Below are 15,660 nucleotides of genomic sequence, written 5' to 3'. Positions count from 1 at the left end.
CCTCCATTCAAGGAAACGGGGTGTTGCCGGCGCGTATGCAGTTTTCGATACGCTGCCGATACGTTGTCGGCCCGCTTTGCCGGCCCGCGCGGTGTTCGCCGAGCAGGCCACCAGCTGGTCGCGGTGGCTGTTCGCGGTGGACGGCGCCACCCCGGCAAGCCGGGCCAGGTCGGCGGCCGTCCAGGCGCGGCCGTCGAGCAGGGCTAGGCACATGGCGGCGCTGGTGCGATCCGTCGGCAGGGCACCCAAGGAGACTAGGCCGGGCTCTTCGTGAAGGTGTCGGTGCTGGTCACCCGGCCATAGTCGGCGGGCGACGCTTCGACGCCGGCCGAGGGGCCCTGACCTCAGCGTCCTGGCCTATGACGGACGAACCCACCGTGCGATTCGGCCGTGAGCATCCTGTACTTCGGCATGCCCGTGGTCCTGTTGACCACCGAGAACGACGACGAAACCGCCAACATCGCCCCGATCTCCTGCGCTTGGGTCCTGGGCCAGAACGTGGTCCTTGGCCTCGGCGATGCGAGCCGGACGCCGCGCAACCTCGCCGTACGCCCCGAGCTGGTGCTCAACGTCGCCGTGCCGGGCCTCTGGGAACAGGTGGAGCGCCGCGCTCCGCTCACCGGGGTCGACCCGGTGCCGGAGAGTAGGCGCGCGGTGTACCGGCACGAACCCGACAAGTTCGCGCCGCAGGCTTCACCCCCGCCGACGTCGATCTCGTGACCCCGCCACGCGTCGCTGAGTGCGTCCTACAGCTGGAGGCGCGCGCCTGCGCGCTCACGCCGGGTGGGGAGGGCGGATTCTTAAGTGTCGAGTGTGAGACGCTGCGCGTCCATGCCGCCCCGGGGTCTGGAACCCGCTGATTTACAACTTCCGCCACTACCTCGGCCTCTCCGCCGAGCTCGGACACGGCTTCCTGTCGGAGACCGCCGCTCGGACCGCGTGAGGTCGCCGGGGCGCCGACCAGCGGCTGCGGTTTCGACTGGTCGCTGACGCCGGACGACGCCATGGACCAGGTCGAGGGACTGCCCGCGCGGTAGGCGGCACTGCTCGAGGGACGCCGGGGCGACGAGCGGCATCCGGAACTCGGCTGGAACATTGCGGCGTACGTCAGCCACGGCACGGACAGCCTGCGCAACTGGCCGAGCGGCTGGCCGGAGCACGCCTCTCGGGATCGCGCTCGTTGCCCGGCTTCGACCAGGATCTGCTGGGCCGGGCCCGCTACAACGACGTGGCCCTGGCCGGCGCCCTGTGGTCGCTGGAGCGGGCGGCCGACGCCTGGGTGGACTCGGTGTCCGCCGCCCTTGAGGCCCACGTGGTGCTCGAGCACACCGAACGCGGCATCCAGCGCGCCGAGGACGTGGCGCACAAGAATGCTCACGATGCCGCGCAGCACGCGTGGGACATCCGGCAGATCCTGGCGTACGTCGACACGGCCGCACCACCCGCGTAGTCGGCGGGGCGCGTATCACGACCGCGGGGACGTGCGCGCGGGCAGTTCCACCGTGATGCGCAGGCCGCCGGTGTCGCGCGGGGTGAGGGTGAGGGTGCCGTCGTGTGCGCGAGTGATGGTTGTGACGATGGCCAAGCCGAGGCCGACGCCCGTCTGGTTGGCGTGGATGCGCTCGGTGCCCCTCTGGAATGGTTCGGTGAGCGTCGAGACCAGGTGTGGAGGCAGTTTCTCGCCGGTGTTTTCGACCGTGAGCATCACGGTGCCGGGGTGGGCGCCGGTAGTGACCCACACCCTGCCCTGTTCGGCCAGATTGTGGACGATCGCGTTGTGCACGAGGTTCATGGTCAGTTGCAGCAGGAGCGCCGGCGATCCGCTCGCGGGGGTGATGTCGCCGTGGGTCTCGATGGTGACGCCGTTCTTTTCTGCGAGGGGGAGCAGTGTTTCGGTGGCTTCTTCCGCCATGAGGGAGAGGTCGACCTGTTCTCGGGTGAAGGATCGCTGGTTGGCTCGGCTGAGCAAGAGCAACGCTTCAGTGAGGTCGATCGCTCGGGTATTGACAGCTTGGAGGCGGTCGAGGACTTCGCCGGTGTCGTGTGATGGATCGGTGCGGGCCACGTCGAGAAGTGATTTCGAGATGGCCAGCGGGGTGCGTAGTTCGTGCGAGGCGTTTGCCGCGAATCTCTGCTGCTCGGCGACGTGTGCTTCAAGCCGTGCGAGCATCGCGTCGAAGGCGTCGGCAAGTTCGCGGAACTCGTCCTGGCGGCCCGGCATCTGGATACGGTGCGAGAGCGATCCCGTAGCGGCCGTGCGGGTGGCGTTGGTGATGCGAGCCAGGGGGGCGAGCATACGACCGGCCAGGACCCATCCTCCCAGGAGGCCGAACATGAGGAGGAACACCATTACTGCGGCTGCCGTTGGCGCGAAACCCTGCACGAAGTCGATGACCGGGTTTCTTTTCCATGCCCCCTCTTCGTTGGTTTGCAACCACCCCTGTCGCAGGAGGAACACTCCTGCGGCGGCGAGCGCCAAGGCACCGGCGAGCATGAGGAATCCGGCGTAGCTGAGGGTGAGCTTGAGGCGGACACTCAATCCAGGCGCTCTATCCATGGTTCTCTCCCCCGTCTCCGGCCCGCGGCTGTGCATCGATTCGGTAGCCGACGCCGGAGACCGTGGCGATGATCCACGGCTCACCGAGACGCTTGCGCAGTGCTGAGACGGTGATGCGCACAGCATTGGTGAACGGATCGGCGTTCTCATCCCACGCGCGCTCCAGAAGTTCCTCGGCGCTGACGACACCGCCCTCGGCGGCGATGAGGACCTCGAGTACGGCGAACTGCTTGCGCGTCAGCGCGACGTAGCGGCCGTCCCGGTAGACCTCGCGTCGGAACGGATCCAGCCGCAGCCCTGCGATCTCACGGACCGGGGGCCGGCTGTGGGCACGCCTGCGGTCGAGCGCCCGGAGCCTGAGGACGAGTTCCTGCAGTTCGAACGGTTTCGTGAGGTAGTCGTCGGCGCCGAGTCCGAAACCGGAGGCCTTGTCGTCGAGGCGGTCGGCCGCGGTCAGCATGAGGATCGGCATGCCGCTGCCCGAGGCGACGATGCGTTTGGCGATCTCGTCACCAGAAGGGCCGGGGATATCGCGGTCGAGGACGGCGATGTCGTAGCTGTTGATGCTCAGCATTTCCAGGGCGATGTCGCCGTCGCCCGCGAGGTCGGCCGCGATCGCTTCCAGGCGCAGGCCATCGCGGATGGCTTCCGCCATATAGGGTTCGTCCTCGACGATCAACACACGCATACTCTCGATGCTACGAGCGGACACATATCGTCCGCGTAACAAAAACCGCATACGCGCCGACAACACCGTGCCACCGTCTATCAGCGCATCGCGACCGCTTTCAACGAGCATCCCGGGACGGCATTCGGGGCCGTGACCTGTATGAACACCACGATCTGCCCATCGACGAGCCTTCGATCAACGTCGCCCTTGAGGGGGCCATTGGTGCGGACGGCGAGGGAACACGGCAGGCTACACCGACGGGCTCCCTCGCCGTGTCCGGACCCGTCCTAGACATGGCTCAGCTGCACGATCCGTACGGGGCCGTTCCGGGGCGGGCGGCGGGCAGGCGGCGGACGTTGCTGAGGGCTGCGGCCTGTTCCCGTGGACGTACGATCTCGTCGTGCTGTGCGGCCAAGCGCGAGACGGCGAGCTCCTCGAACGTCGTGAGCTCGGCAACGGTCTCGTCTCGCTGAGCTAGGCCCTGTCCTGCCGATCTTGCCGGGCCCACGACTCCCCCAGACTCCGTCCGGGAGGTGCCCCCAGCTACGGCACTCCCCCAGCCTGGCGGCTGGGAGGTGCCCCCACGCTGCGTTACCGAATCGCGCGAATACGGCCAAGTATGAGCTGCGATCCGGTGCCTTGCGATGCACCGCATCTGGGGGCACCTCCCTGGGGGCACCTCCCAGACGAAGTCTGGGGGAGGAGTCTGGGGGAGCCGCGGGCTGATCCGACAAGATCGACAGGACAGGACTAGGCGTTCCTTGAGCTCGGAGACCTTGGTCTTGAGTCGTTCGATCTGCTCGATCCGCGGGTCGACGACCTCTCCGGCCTCCTGCAGAGTACGGAGGCGCCGCTCGAACTCTTCGCCGAGGTGCTGGTAAGGGCCGGGGCGGGTGGTGCCGTCACGGTTCTTCTTCGGGTAGAACGCGGTACGGGTTACACCGGCTTCGGTGGCCAGTGTCTTCAGGTCGCAGCTGCCGCCGGGCGGGAGGTCGCCCTTGAGGAGCCAGTCCATCGCGGCTCGGACGGCCTTCTCGTTGCGGGCGCGGGTCTCTGCGCTGATTCGAGCCATGAGGTGGGGTTTCTCCTTACGCGGCGGCGGCGGCGTCGATCGAGGCGAGGACCTTCACGTCCCGATCCACGTCAGCCTGCAGCCGGGCCTTTTCGGTCTTGTGGTTGCGGCCGATCGATCCGATGAAGACCTGCTTGGTCCGCACACTCTCGGCCCACACCGGACGGTGGCGGGGATGGTGGGTGGCCTGCGGGCAGCGGGCGGAATCGCACATGCCCGCCGGGGGCTTCGTCGCGTTCGGGGTACCGGCCAGCTTCAGGCACAACGCCTTGGAGGGATCGATGAACCAGCAGTAGTTCGCCACCCCCAGGTGCAAGACGCCGGCGACCTCGGCGAGGAGGGCTCTCACCTCCTGGTCGCTGCCGACGACCGTGGGATCCTCCGCGGCCGCCCGGGCCAGCTTCCCGTCGACGCTGGCGAAGAAGCTGATCAGATCGCGGGCGCCGGGACCTGACGGCATCTCGCCCTGCTGATAGCGCCGGTACTCGGCCAGCACGAGATCCTTGTTGCGCTCCGCCTCCTCAGCGTTGACCTCCGCAAGGAACTTGGCCTGTGCCCCGCCCGGACGGGCTGATGGTGGAGTCGGGTATTGGAACTCTCGGAATGCCTCGTGGACTGCGCCCATCGGCGGGGTCGGTCAGCTGTGTTCGGTGGCCGCGTGGCGCTTGGTGTCGTTGGTGAAGGTCGCGGTGGCTCGGTGGATCTGTTCGAGGAACTGGGTCAGGGTTGGGGCTGTCGGCTCGAAGTCGTCGAACCATGACGCTGTGGTGGATCGGTGAACCTGCCCGCTCTGATCGAGTGCGAAGAGGATGCCTCCGCCATCGCTGCCGAACGCGATGCCGGTGTGGTGGTCGGTCAGGCGGACTGGTCCGTATTCGGTGAGGTGGTCGAGCACCAGGTCGGGCGGGTGGTTGAAGTATCCGTGGTCGATGTGGGGCAGCTACAGCTCGGCGATCGAGGAGTAGAAGGTGAGCAGGTCGGCGGGGACGGTGGCGTCTTCCAGCCGTGCGGCCGTGGCTCGGCTTTGGTCGTCGGCGACGAGAACGTCGTTGTCGCCTGGTGGGTAGCCGTAGGCGGTCTCGAAGCGGGCGAGGGTCTGCTGAAGCATGGCGGTGATCTCGTGTTGCCAGGTGGTGAGCCAGTCGGCTGAGAGGTCCGGGGTGGTCATCGGGTGCCCTGTTCGGTGTCGTGAGCGGGGGTGTGGGTGAGCGGGGCTGAGCGGCGGCTGATCTCGGCGGCGTAGGCGCCCCAGTCGCCGGCGGCGGCTCGCTGCCATTTGACGGCGACGCTGATGTGGATGCCGAGGGTGCGGGCGAGGATCGCGGCGGGCAGTTCGGTGGCGAGTTGGAACAGCGCGGTGGAGCGGGTCTCGGCGAGCCGGATGCCGAGCTTGCGGAGTCGTTCGCCCATGGCCCAGGCGCTGATTGGTCGGCCGGGCTGGCCGCCGGGGAAGAGCCAGGGGGAGTCGGTCTGGGCGATGGCCGCGTGGCTGCGGCGGGCGGCGACCTGCTTCAGGGCCAGCTCGGCGATGGGTCCGGGCAAAGTGACCGCGACGTCGCCGAGGCGATGCGGACCGTCTGGTCGGTCTCCTCGAGGTGGTCGGTGGTCAGCCGGGATATCGCCGCTGGCCACTGGGCATAGAGGAGCAACAGCAGGCCGGCCAGGCGGTCTTCGGTCCGGATGGTGTCGTCGTGCAGCAGGCGGCGGGCGATGGCCCAGCGGGCGTCGTCGTCCATGGCCTGGGACGGGCCGTTCCACTTCACGGCCGGGAAGCTGAGGTCTCGGGCGATCTTCTGGGTGAGAGCCCAGCGCACGAAGTGCCCTGCCTCTCTTCGGAGTCGGGTCTCGTCGCGGGTCATCCAGCGTTCGAGGTCGCTCTGTCGGCAGCTGGCCAGGGTCAGGTCCTGGTCCGTGAGCCAGTCCAGGAGATAGACGGCGGCCCGCAGGTGCTGGCGTACGACGTTGAGCTGGGTGTGCGTGATGTCGTTGCCGCGGCTTCGGCGGCGAAGCCGGCGGATCAGGTGCCAGGTCGCGTAGCGGTGCAGGATCTGCCGCCCCTCGGGGGTGGAGTGGGAGGCGACGAGGTCCTTCACGTGCCGTTCGAGGCGGACCATCTGCTCGTCTCGGGGCGGCAGTGCGCCGGCTGCCACGAGGACGCCGCGGATGTGCTCGACGACCTTACTGTCGGGGAGTTCGTCCAGGGCCTCGTGGGTCGGGGAACGTCGGCCGGAGGCCAGGTCGGACAGAACGGTGGAGACGATGCCCTTCGAGAGCCAGTTCATGGCCGTCGCCGTCCGCTGGGTGCCAGATAGCGCGTCGTGGAGGGCCTGCAGCTTCGGCGGGACGGCGCCGGTGTCGTCGGCGAGGAGGCCGTTGAGTCGCTGCTTGAGCGTGCGGCGACGGCAGGGGCCGGGCGCGGTCAGCCGTTCGGCCTCGCCGCAGGTCGGGCAGGGGCGCCAGAGTTCGGCGTCCGGCTTTGTGCAGGGCCCGCATGGAGCGGTAGCGAACGCCGGGGCGGCGCCCGTCAGCTGCCCGGGGCGCGTTCTTCACGCGCCTCCGGCCGGCCGGGGCCCGGCAGCCTCGGCGCGACGCGGCCGAAGTCCTCGGCGGCCTGGGCCAGGAGATCGAGCATGGCGGCCTGCGCCCGCGGGGCGTCCCGGTCGCGGACGGCGTCGAGAACGGCGCGGTGGCTGGGGACGGGGTCGGCGACCAGGTGGGCGTGGACCAGGCGGTCGCGTTCGCGCAACCCCGGCTCCAGGAGCAGGTCGAGGCGGCCGAGCAGCTCGTTGCCCGTCGAGTTGAGCAGGGCCCGGTGGAAGGCGGCGTCCGCGTCGGCGGCTTCCGCGGAGTCGCCGCGGGCGTCCGCCATGCGGCTCAGCGCGGTGTCCAGCGCGGCCAGGTCGGCCTCGGTGCGGCGCAGGGCGGCCCGGTGGGCGGCGGCGGGCTCGACGATGGAACGGACGTCGGCCAGGTCGTGCATGAGCTGTTCGGAATCGCCGCCCTCGGTGCGCCAGCGGATGACGTCGGGGTCCAGCAGGTTCCAGGCGGACCGGGCCCGGACGAAGGTGCCGCGCTTCTGGCGGGCGTCGATGAGCCCCTTGCCCGCCAGCACCTTCAGCGCCTCCCGCATCGCGGTGAGGCTGACGTCGAGCTGCGCACCGACGGCCCGGATGTCCAGTATGTCGCCCTCGGTGAACTCGCCGCCCACGATGCGGAGTCCGAGGTGCTGAACGACCTGGCCGTGGACCCCTCGGCCCGAGTACGACGCCATGGCGCTGCCCTCCCCGGTGCGGGACTGCGGATGGAAACTCCCCTACCCTACAGTGAGCATTATTTATGAATACTTCTTGACACCGCCGGGGGCGGATTGGACGATGAGGCCACCCGCCGACCGCTCACCGCTGGAGTCCCGCATGCTCTCCCCGCGTGCCCAGGAGGCGCGCCGGAACCGCGCGTGCCTCGTGCGCGGCGCACCCCGAACCACCGACCGAGAGGCCCCGCACCGTGCCCACCCCGCTGCCCGCCCACCTGCCAGGAAAGCTGACGATCTCCCTGTGGGACTTCACCTGGTACACCCGCACCGGACCGGGTGAGCCGTTCGCCGATCTCGACCGGGCGTTCGCCGAGGCCGCCGACCGCGGCTACAACACCATCCGCATCTGCGCGATGCCGTTCCTGCTGTTCGGCTCCGGCATCGACACCACGCGGCTGCGGCTCGGGCCGCTGGGCGGCGACTACGGCCGGCGGGTGCGCTGGTACGACGTCCGCGGCACCACCGAGATCGACGGCCGTGCCCATCTGCTGGCGCTCTTCGAGGCCGCCCGCCGCCACGGTTTCTTCGTCATCCTCTCCAGTTGGGAATACCAGCAGAGCGCGTCCTTCGCCGAGGACCGGCGCTGGCACGACGCCCTCACGGCCGTCGATCCCGAGCGGCGCGCCGAGGTGCTGGCCGACGCCCTGGGCGACCTGATCGACTTCCTCGCCGCGCACGGCGGTCTCGACGACCGCGTCGCCTTCACCGAGTTGCACAACGAGGTCCAGGCCGGTCACCTGACCGACGGGCTCGCCGGTGACGACCCCGTCGTCGCGCTCGAGCCCCGGCTGGCACGCGGAATCGCGCGATTCAAGCAGCGCCACCCGGACCTGCCCGTCACCGTCAACTACGCCTCGGTACCCGTCGGTTCCCTGCGCGGCATCCCGCGCGACGTGGACGTCGCCGTCTTCCACCCTTACGTCTACGGCGTACTGGACGAGCTGATCGACACCTTCGCGCTGCGCGACGGAGGGCGCCCCTTCCCGCAGGAGGCGGCCCGCCGCGCGCTGCTGCGGGACGGAGCCCCCGAGCTGGCCGACTGGGCCCCGCCCGCCGACCGGCGGTGGCGCCTGGAGGCGACGATCGTCGGCACCCGCGAGGTGTACGTGCACGACTGGTGCGACCCGCAGAAGTGGGACGCCTGGCTGTACGACCGGTACGCGACCCACCGGAAGGCGATGGAACAGCGGCTGGTCACGTGGATCGAGGCCGCCGCCGACTGGTCCGCGGCGGCCGGCGTGCCGCTCGTCTTCGGCGAGGGCTGGGTGGGCTACACGCCACCGCACGGCACGTTCGAGGAGGGCCCGGTCGGCGCGGCGATCTGCCGCCGCGCGGTCGCCGAGAGCGCACGCGTCGGCGCGCTGGGCACGGTCGTGTGCTCCAACGCCGCGCCGCACCACACCATGTGGGCGGACGTCACCCTCCAGCGCCAGTGCAACGACGCCTTCCGCGGCTGACCGGCGACACCGTTCAGGAGCTGGTCTTCAGCACGCTCCAGCCGCCGTCGACGACGAGCGAGGCCCCGGTGACGAACGAGGCGTCCTCCGTCAGCAGGAAGGCGATCGCCGACGCGACCTCCTCGGGCCTGCCGAGGCGGCGGGCAGCGGTCTGCCCGGCCGACTTCTCCCGGTCGGCGGCGCCGACGCCGTCCCAGGCCGGGGTGAGCACCGGTCCGGGAAGAATGGCGTTCACCCGCACGTCGGGGCCGTACTCCACGGCCAACTGCCGGGTCAGGCCGGTCAGTCCAGCCTTGCCCGCCGCATAGGCGGGCCGTCCGGGCAGCCCCACCAGGGCGTGCACGGAGGACACCAGGACGGCGCTGCCCCGCGTCTCCTTCAGGCCGGGCAGGCAGGCCCGGAAGCCGAGGAACGAACCGGTGAGGCCGACCGCCAGCTGCCGGTTCCACTCGGCGGGGGCCATGCCGTCGGCGGGAGCGAGGCGGACCGTCGTCGCGTTGCTGACGAGCCCGTGCACCGGGCCGAAGTGCTCGGTTGCCGCCGCGACGGCAGCGGCCCAGGCGTTCTCGTCGGCCACGTCGCAGTGCTGGAAGACGGCCCGTCCGCCGTCCGCACGGATGCCGGCCGCCACGGCCTGGCCTGCGTCGCGCTGCACGTCGGCGACGAGTACGCCCGCCCCCTCGGCGGCCGCCCGCCGAGCGGTGGCCGCCCCGATGCCCGAGGCGGCGCCCGTCACGACGACACACCGGCCGGCGAGCCGGCCTTCGCGGGGAGATGGGGAGAGCACGGCGTCCTCCGGACACAGGCGGGTCAGGCGGTCACGAGTCGAGACACACCGCGCACAACTAAATAAGAAATAATCAATGGCGCCAAGATGGTACGCGCCCGACACACTCGACACACGACAAGCGACACTCGACAGGCCGGGCGGCCGAAGGAACGGAAGACGATGGGACGCGTGCCTCGGGGCAGGGACGGGATTCGGGCGGCGCTGCGCGCCGGCCGGCGGGAAGCGGTCCTCGACGGATACGCCGACCCCGAGCTGTGGGAACGCGCCAGGCGCACCCCGCCGGCCGACGGCTACCTGCGCGCGATCGACGCCCGCGCCGCCGAGTGGGAACGCACGGAGATCACCGTGCTGCCCCATTCCCGGTACCGGATGTTCGCCGACGACGGATCGCGCCGGGCGTTCGAGAACGACTACTTCGGCCGCAGGCGCCGACTGGCCGACCTGGCCCTGCACGCCCTGGCCCACCCGGACGGCGGCGTGTCCGCCCTGGAGGACACCATCTGGGCGATCTGCGACGAGTACGCCTGGGCCCTGCCCGCGCACCTGACGGGGCTGCTGGCGACCGACCCCGGGGTACCGCACGCCCGGCAGATCGACCTCTTCGCCGCCGAAACGGCGTTCGCCCTGGCGGAGATCCCCCGGCTGCTGCCCGCCCGGCTGGCTCCGCTGGTGGCCGCGCGCGCCGCCCGGGAGACCAGGCACCGGGTGATCGAGCCGTTCCTCGACCTGCCGCCCAACTGGTGGGAGCACGACCACACCAACTGGTCGGCGGTGTGCGCGTGCGGAGTCGGCATGGCCGCCCTGCACCTGCTCGGGGACGACGAGGAGGAGCAACTCGTCGAGATCACCGTGCGGGTGGTCGCGGCCATGGAGCGGTTCCTCGCGGGCTACGGGGACGACGGGGCCTGCCTGGAAGGGCTCGACTACTGGGCCTACGGCTTCGGCTTCTTCGTCAACTACGCGGAGGCGCTGCGCCGCCGCACCGGCGGGGCGATCGACCTGCTCGCCGACGGCGGCGGGAAGGTGGAGCGGATCGCGCTCTTCCCGCAGCGCGTCTTCCTCTCCGGCGCGGTCGTCGCCGCCTTCTCCGACGCCCGCCCGAAGGGCGCACGGGAACCGGGACTCGCCGCGCTGCTCAACCACCGCTTTCCCGCGGTGACGCACGCGCCCGAACACCTGGCGGCGCCGGACGTGGTGGACCACTGCGGGCGCTGGGGCCCGGCGCTGCGCGCACTGGTGTGGGCGACGCGGCACCCGCGCCCGGCACGGGACCCGGCCCCCGACGAGGGCGGGTACCTGGCCGACGCGCAGTGGATGATCGGCCGGCACCGGGACGGCGGGCGGGAGTTGGCCTTCGCCGCCAAGGGCGGCCACAACCAGGAGCCGCACAACCACAACGACCTGGGGTCGTTCGTCGTCGCCCTGGACGGCGAGCCGCTGCTCGCCGAACTGGGCTCCGGTCTGTACACCCGCGACTACTTCGGCCCGGCGCGCTACGACATCCTGTGCACCGGCTCCCACGGGCACAGCGTTCCGCTCGTGAACGGAACGGCCCAGGAAAGCTCGGCAACGGCACGCGCCGAGGTACTGCTGGCCAAACACGGCGGCGGGCGCGCCAGGTTCCGCCTGGACCTCAGCCACGGCTACCCGGTCGCCCCGCTCCGCTCGCTGGTGCGGGACTTCGAGTTCGCCGCCGGAACGCTCACCGTCCGGGACGAGATCGCGGGCAGCACGCCGCTCGACGTCACCGAACGGTTCATGTCGTTCTTCCCCATCACTCTGCCGGGGCCCGGCCGTGCCCTGGTGACGGGACCTTCCGGGGCCCTGCTGCTCGAGTACGACGCCAGCCGCTGGCGGGCCGCCGTCCGCGACCACCGCCACGACGGACACGACGGCACCACGGCAACGGTGCACAGCCTGGACCTGACGGCGGAGGTGGCCGACGGGACGTTCGCACTGCGGATCACGCATGCCGGTGGTTGACCCCGCGGAGTAATACCGCGTCAGCCTCCCTCCCCCAAGTGGAAGGGAGACACGTATGCGCGGAATCCGGGCCCACCGTGTGGTCGTCCGCCACGGCGCCGAGGCGGGAGCCAGCAGCGGCTCCCGGGGAGCGCCTGCGGCGAAAGAGGTGCAGTTCAGTCCCCGGAGCCGACGATGGCGGTGACGCGGATTTCCACGCGCATCGCGGCGATGCCGAGGACCGTGACGCCCGTCTCGGTCCAGATCGGCGCACGGCCGCCGAGGCGACGGCGGAACTGCTCGGCCATGACCGTGTTGTGGTCGTCGCCGATGGCGTCATCTCCCGGTGCGACCTTGTGGTAGGAGTTGACGTGGATGACGTCCTTCCATGTCGCGCCGACCGTGGCGAGCGTGCGTTCCACGTTGTCGAAAGCCTGGACGATCTCGTCTTCCAGCGAGTCGGGGATGACGAGGTCGTCATTCACCCCCGCCTGGCCGGAGATCTCGACCCGGTCGCCGACGCGGACGGCCCCGCTGTAGCCGAGGGCCTCGTGCAGTTTCTCGCCGTATCCAGGAGTGATGCCGAACGTGACGGTGCTCATGATGCTTCCTCTTCCCGTCCATAGGGGCGCGTTTCCTCTCTCATGAGTTCACGCGTAAAGTGATAGTAGCAAGCGATGACTTCAAGTGCAAAGTGACGGCGGACTTCGCCGGAGGGGCGGTAAGAGCCATGAGCAGCACGGAAGGGCCCATGAGCGGCACGGGCGGACACGCGGACGGCGAGGACGACGAGGAGCTGCGATGGCTCGACGAGCAGGAGAAGACGGCGTGGACGGGGCTGATCTCCCTTGTCCTGCTGCTGCCCGGCAAGCTGGAGTCGCCACTGCGGCAGGAACACGGCCTCACCCTGTTCGAGTACCTCGTGCTCAGCCACCTCTCCGAGGCTCCGCAGCGCAAGCTGCGGATGGGAGAGCTCGCCTTCCTCGCCAGCGGGTCGCTCTCCCGCCTGTCCAACGTCATCAAACGCTGTGAACAGCGCGGCTGGGTCGTACGGATGCCCGACCCGGCCGACGGCCGTTATACCCTCGCCGAACTCACCGACGCCGGCTTCGACATCGTGCGCCTGGCAGCACCCACACACCTGCGCGCCGTACGCCGTATCGTCCTCGACTCGCTCAACACGACCGACCAGAAGGCCCTCGCCCGCATCGCGCAGAAACTTCGCATCGTTCCCGACGACTTCGGCTGACAGCCGTCCCGGATGAGAGTCACCATGCCGGCAGTACGGCGTGGACCGCGGGGTGCGGCCACTCCCTGCCCTACCGATGCCGCGCCGCCCCGCGCGCACGGGGAGGGCGGCGGCCTGGACCGGGTCAGGCGGATCGGCTCCGTTGCCTTCGGCGCCGTCGACGAGGAGCGGGACCGCAACGAACAGTTCATGCGGCGTCGGTGCCGCTTCCCGCCTTCCGGCAGACGGGGCTCGGCCGTGCTGGAGGCAGCAGCGCGGCGGCCCGTTCAGTCCTCCACGACGGTGGCACGTGCGTGGTTCGAAGTCTTCACGACGCGGACGACGTCCGAGTCACGTGCCGGACACAGCCGCCAGGACCCTCGCACCTCACTGTGTCAGCCGTTCTCGAAGATCGAGCCGGCGGCTCCCGGCGCGGCCCGATGGCCGGTACCGCAGAAGGACGTTGCCGGAACGGAATACGGTCACCGCCCCGGCCGTCAGGTCGACGCGGTCCTCCAGGCCGGCGAACAGGCTCCGGCCACGGCCCAGCAGCACCGGATGCAGCAAGATCCGCAGCTCGTCCACCAGTCCCTGCTCCAGCAGGGTCACGACCAGTCCCGAACTCCCGAAGACCGCGACGTCACCGGCGGATTCGGCCCGGAGCCGCGCGACCTCGGCCTCCAGGCCGCTGCCGTCGGTGATGCGGGTGCCCTTCCAGGGGGTGACCGGGGCACCGCTCGTCACCACCGTCTTGGGCACGCCGTTCATGAAGGCCGTGACCTCGGGCAGCCGCTCCGCGGTTGCGGCCGAGGTGTAGACATCGGCGAAGTGCTCGTAGGTGCGCCGCCCCAGCAGGAGGGCACCCACTTCGCGGGTCTGGCGCAGGTTCCAGTCGAAGAACTCCTCGTCGTAGAGCCCCCAGCCCAGTTCCCGCCGGGCCCCTCGTGATACCCGTCGAGCGAACAGAACAGGAACGCGAACACCTGCTGTTGCCGGCCGCGAGGCGTCGAGTCGTGGCTCATCTCGTCTCCCTCCAGTCATCGCTACACCCGGCAGACCCGCCCCGAGCAACCGACTCATCGGTGCGCCGCCGGCTCCGCCTGTGATCCACCTCACCCGCCCCGCGGTCAGGAGCCCGCCTCGGCCACACCGCACTCCGGCCCGACCGCGGGGCATGACCGCACGGGCTCCGCGCCCGCCGTGAGTGCGCACTTCTGAAGCAAGCTGATACCCGCGACGCCCCCGGAGTCCTGCCCGGCCGCGCCTCGCACGCGGGTACGGTGCGTAGCGCTCGGGCCCACCGCAATTGAGCAGCTTCGGCGGTGTTGCTTTAGGATGCTCAAAATCTGTTCACAGGAGGCGCCCATGGCCGACATGCTCGTCGCGCAACGACACGAGCTGCTGGTCAGAGAGCTCGAAGCATCCGGCGTCCTGAAAATCACCGAACTCGCCACCCGGCTCGGTGTCTCACGCGCCACCATCCGGCGCGACCTGGTCGACCTGGAGACCGAAGGGCGCGTCACCCGCGTCCGCGGCGGTGCCCTCCTCGCCGCACCCACAACGCCCCAGGCCCCCGCCCACCCCGCGGCCCCGCCCGCCCCCGTTCCCCAGGACAGCGGCCACACCCTCGGCCTCCTCGTCCCCTCGGCCACCTACTACTACCCCCGGGTCATCGCCGGAGTCCGCGCCGCCGCGGCCGAACGCGGGGCCCGTGTGATCATCGGTCTCACCGACTACGCACAGCCCCGCGACCACGAGCAGATCGCGGAACTCACCGCCGCCGGCGCCACCGGCCTCCTCATCGTCTCCACCGGGGGCCACCACCTGCCCCCCACCACCCTCGACCACCTCACCACCGCGGGACTTCCCTACGTCCTGCTCGAACGCCAGCCCCAAAACCCCTACGTGGCTTGCGAGTACGTCATTTCCGACCACCAGCAGGGCGCCTACAACGCCGTCCGCCACCTCGCGGAGCTGGGCCACCAGCGCATCGCCCTGTTCACCAATGGGAGCCCCACCGCTCCGCTCGTCACCCAGGGGCACGCCCAAGCCGTACACCACCTCGGCCTCGACCCCGCCGCCCCCACCACCGACAGCGGGCGCCCCACCCTCGGCAGCACCGAGGCCACCACCCATTACGACCACTTCATCAACGCCTGCCGCACCACGCACACCCGCGCCGCCCTCATCCACTCCGACCACGACGCCATCGAGATCATGCGCCGCGCACGCGCCCACCGCCTCCGCATCCCCGACGACCTGGCCCTCATCGCCTACGACGACGAGATCGCCTCCCTCGCCGAAGTCCCGCTGACCGCGGTCGCCCCCCACAAACACGAGCTGGGAGTCCACGCCGCCCACCTCCTGCTCGACCGCCTCACCCACCCCCACCCCGACAGCCTCCCGATCCGGCAGCTCACGCTCCAGCCCCGCCTCATCGTCCGCACCTCCAGCGGCTCCCCGGCCCCCGCCTGACGCACCGCGCCACGTGCGCGGGAACCGTGGAACGTGTGCGCCGCGGCCCGAGCCAACGCCCCGCGCGACCGGGCCGGCGGAAGGGGACGTCGTGCGCCGGGGTCGTGTGCAACTCTCGCCCGTCGCTGCCGAATTC

At 70.4% G+C, this 15,660-nt stretch carries 17 protein-coding genes and 1 pseudogene; 6 read left to right on the top strand and 12 right to left on the bottom strand.

Annotated features, from left to right (window positions below; all coding sequences use genetic code 11):
* Positions 1-352: 352 nt before the first annotated feature.
* Both RM779_RS33805 and RM779_RS28775 read left to right on the top strand, forming a co-directional pair.
* Positions 353-943, top strand: a pseudogene (locus tag RM779_RS33805) (flavin reductase family protein).
* Between the two features lie 237 nt (positions 944-1,180).
* Positions 1,181-1,450, top strand: coding sequence for a hypothetical protein (locus tag RM779_RS28775; protein WP_311620711.1), 270 nt, complete (start codon positions 1,181-1,183; stop codon positions 1,448-1,450).
* A gap of 15 nt (positions 1,451-1,465) precedes the next feature.
* On the opposite strand, the gene RM779_RS28770 is transcribed toward RM779_RS28775, so the two are convergent.
* From RM779_RS28770 to RM779_RS28730, 9 genes are all read right to left on the bottom strand, one after another.
* Positions 1,466-2,557, bottom strand: a complete 1,092-nt coding sequence (locus tag RM779_RS28770) for a sensor histidine kinase (protein ID WP_311620710.1) — start codon at positions 2,555-2,557, stop codon at positions 1,466-1,468.
* Positions 2,550-3,245, bottom strand: coding sequence for a response regulator transcription factor (locus RM779_RS28765; protein ID WP_311620709.1), 696 nt, complete (start codon positions 3,243-3,245; stop codon positions 2,550-2,552). The genes RM779_RS28770 and RM779_RS28765 overlap by 8 nt, the downstream gene beginning before the upstream one ends.
* Positions 3,246-3,525: 280 nt before the next feature.
* Positions 3,526-4,299, bottom strand: a complete 774-nt coding sequence (locus RM779_RS28760) for a hypothetical protein (protein ID WP_311620708.1) — start codon at positions 4,297-4,299, stop codon at positions 3,526-3,528.
* A 16-nt stretch (positions 4,300-4,315) separates the two neighbouring features.
* Positions 4,316-4,795: a hypothetical protein gene (locus tag RM779_RS28755; RefSeq protein WP_311620707.1), complete on the bottom strand. Its 480-nt coding sequence runs from the start codon at positions 4,793-4,795 to the stop codon at positions 4,316-4,318.
* 141 nt (positions 4,796-4,936) lie between these two features.
* On the bottom strand, positions 4,937-5,194 hold the full coding sequence (locus RM779_RS28750) for a hypothetical protein (protein WP_311620706.1): 258 nt from the start codon (positions 5,192-5,194) through the stop codon (positions 4,937-4,939).
* Positions 5,195-5,239: 45 nt separating this feature from the next.
* Complete coding sequence (locus RM779_RS28745) at positions 5,240-5,467, bottom strand: hypothetical protein (RefSeq protein ID WP_311620705.1); 228 nt, start codon at positions 5,465-5,467, stop codon at positions 5,240-5,242.
* Entirely contained in the window at positions 5,464-5,841 is a 378-nt protein-coding gene (locus RM779_RS28740; RefSeq protein ID WP_311620704.1) for a hypothetical protein, read from the bottom strand. The genes RM779_RS28745 and RM779_RS28740 overlap by 4 nt, the downstream gene beginning before the upstream one ends.
* Positions 5,811-6,581, bottom strand: coding sequence for a hypothetical protein (locus RM779_RS28735; protein ID WP_311620703.1), 771 nt, complete (start codon positions 6,579-6,581; stop codon positions 5,811-5,813). The genes RM779_RS28740 and RM779_RS28735 overlap by 31 nt, the downstream gene beginning before the upstream one ends.
* A 242-nt stretch (positions 6,582-6,823) precedes the next feature.
* Positions 6,824-7,570, bottom strand: coding sequence for a FadR/GntR family transcriptional regulator (locus RM779_RS28730; RefSeq protein ID WP_311620702.1), 747 nt, complete (start codon positions 7,568-7,570; stop codon positions 6,824-6,826).
* A 233-nt stretch (positions 7,571-7,803) separates the two neighbouring features.
* Between RM779_RS28730 and RM779_RS28725 the strand changes: the two genes are divergently transcribed.
* Entirely contained in the window at positions 7,804-9,069 is a 1,266-nt protein-coding gene (locus RM779_RS28725; protein ID WP_311620701.1) for a cellulase-like family protein, read from the top strand.
* A 13-nt stretch (positions 9,070-9,082) separates the two neighbouring features.
* Here the strand turns inward: RM779_RS28725 and RM779_RS28720 are convergent, their stop codons facing one another.
* Positions 9,083-9,856 carry an SDR family NAD(P)-dependent oxidoreductase gene (locus RM779_RS28720; RefSeq protein ID WP_311620700.1) on the bottom strand — a complete coding sequence of 258 codons (774 nt, stop codon included), beginning with the start codon at positions 9,854-9,856 and terminating at the stop codon, positions 9,083-9,085.
* A gap of 162 nt (positions 9,857-10,018) precedes the next feature.
* On the opposite strand from RM779_RS28720, the gene RM779_RS28715 reads away from it, so the two are divergent.
* Positions 10,019-11,842: a heparinase II/III domain-containing protein gene (locus RM779_RS28715; protein ID WP_311620699.1), complete on the top strand. Its 1,824-nt coding sequence runs from the start codon at positions 10,019-10,021 to the stop codon at positions 11,840-11,842.
* A gap of 155 nt (positions 11,843-11,997) precedes the next feature.
* Here RM779_RS28715 and RM779_RS28710 read toward each other — a convergent pair whose 3' ends face one another.
* A complete protein-coding gene (locus RM779_RS28710; protein ID WP_311620698.1) occupies positions 11,998-12,423 on the bottom strand; it encodes a Rid family hydrolase in 426 nt (141 codons plus the stop codon).
* A 128-nt stretch (positions 12,424-12,551) separates the two neighbouring features.
* Here RM779_RS28710 and RM779_RS28705 point away from each other — a divergent pair, with 128 nt between their 5' ends.
* Positions 12,552-13,070: a MarR family winged helix-turn-helix transcriptional regulator gene (locus tag RM779_RS28705; RefSeq protein ID WP_311620697.1), complete on the top strand. Its 519-nt coding sequence runs from the start codon at positions 12,552-12,554 to the stop codon at positions 13,068-13,070.
* A gap of 366 nt (positions 13,071-13,436) precedes the next feature.
* Here RM779_RS28705 and RM779_RS28700 read toward each other — a convergent pair whose 3' ends face one another.
* The gene (locus RM779_RS28700) at positions 13,437-13,916 is read right to left on the bottom strand and encodes a dihydrofolate reductase family protein (protein ID WP_311620696.1); all 480 of its coding nucleotides are present in this window, start codon (positions 13,914-13,916) and stop codon (positions 13,437-13,439) included.
* Positions 13,917-14,414: 498 nt separating this feature from the next.
* Between RM779_RS28700 and RM779_RS28695 the strand changes: the two genes are divergently transcribed.
* The gene (locus tag RM779_RS28695) at positions 14,415-15,524 is read left to right on the top strand and encodes a LacI family DNA-binding transcriptional regulator (protein WP_311620695.1); all 1,110 of its coding nucleotides are present in this window, start codon (positions 14,415-14,417) and stop codon (positions 15,522-15,524) included.
* Positions 15,525-15,660 lie beyond the last annotated feature (136 nt).

It is taken from the genome of Streptomyces johnsoniae (assembly GCF_031845565.1).
In the GTDB taxonomy this organism is placed as follows: domain Bacteria; phylum Actinomycetota; class Actinomycetes; order Streptomycetales; family Streptomycetaceae; genus Streptomyces; species Streptomyces johnsoniae.
Note: the sequence above shows the minus strand (reverse complement) of the source record. Positions and strands in the feature narration are given on the sequence as shown.